This is a genomic window from Streptomyces sp. x-80 (genome assembly GCF_046549095.1).
GTDB classification, from domain to species: domain Bacteria; phylum Actinomycetota; class Actinomycetes; order Streptomycetales; family Streptomycetaceae; genus Streptomyces; species Streptomyces celluloflavus.
The window spans coordinates 1-616 of record NZ_JAJPWM010000079.1 but is presented as its reverse complement, the minus strand read 5'-3'; the positions used below and the strand labels follow the sequence as shown (position 1 = coordinate 616).

General features: G+C 61.2%; 1 protein-coding gene. It reads left to right on the top strand.

Annotated features, from left to right (window positions below; genetic code table 11):
* Positions 1-587, top strand: a 587-nt coding sequence (locus tag ACLJWH_RS41980) for an IS630 family transposase (protein WP_411147077.1), incomplete at its 5' end; no start/stop codon positions are given.
* Positions 588-616: the final 29 nt, after the last annotated feature.

Genomic DNA, 616 nt, shown 5'->3' with positions numbered 1-616 from the left:
TTGTGCTGTGCGTGGACGAGAAGTCCCAAATCCAGGCGCTGGACCGCTCACAGCCGGTGCTGCCGATGATGCCGGGCATGCCCGAACGCCGGACCCACGACTACTACCGGCACGGCATCACCAGCCTGTTCGCCGCGTTCAACATCACTGACGGCACCGTCATATCTCAACTCCACCGCCGTCACCGTGCGATTGAGTTCAAGAAGTTCCTGGTCCGGATCGACAAGGCGGTGCCCGTCGGGCTCGACGTCCACCTTGTTTGTGACAACTACGCCACCCACAACACCGCCGAGATCAAGACGTGGCTGGGCAAACACCCCCGCTTCCACGTGCACTTCACTCCCACCGGCTCCTCCTGGATGAACCAGGTCGAGCGGTGGTTCGGTCTACTGACTGACAAGCTCATCCGCCGAGGCGTCCACAGGTCGGTGAAGGCCCTGGAGGACGACATCACCGCGTGGATCGACACCTGGAATGAGAACCCACGGCCCTTCACCTGGACCAAGACCGCCGACGAGATCCTCAGCTCCCTCGCCGACTACCTCACCAAGGTCGGTGCCGACAGGCAGCAAACAGAGCAGAACTAACCATCAGAATTTCTGGCGCATCACACTAG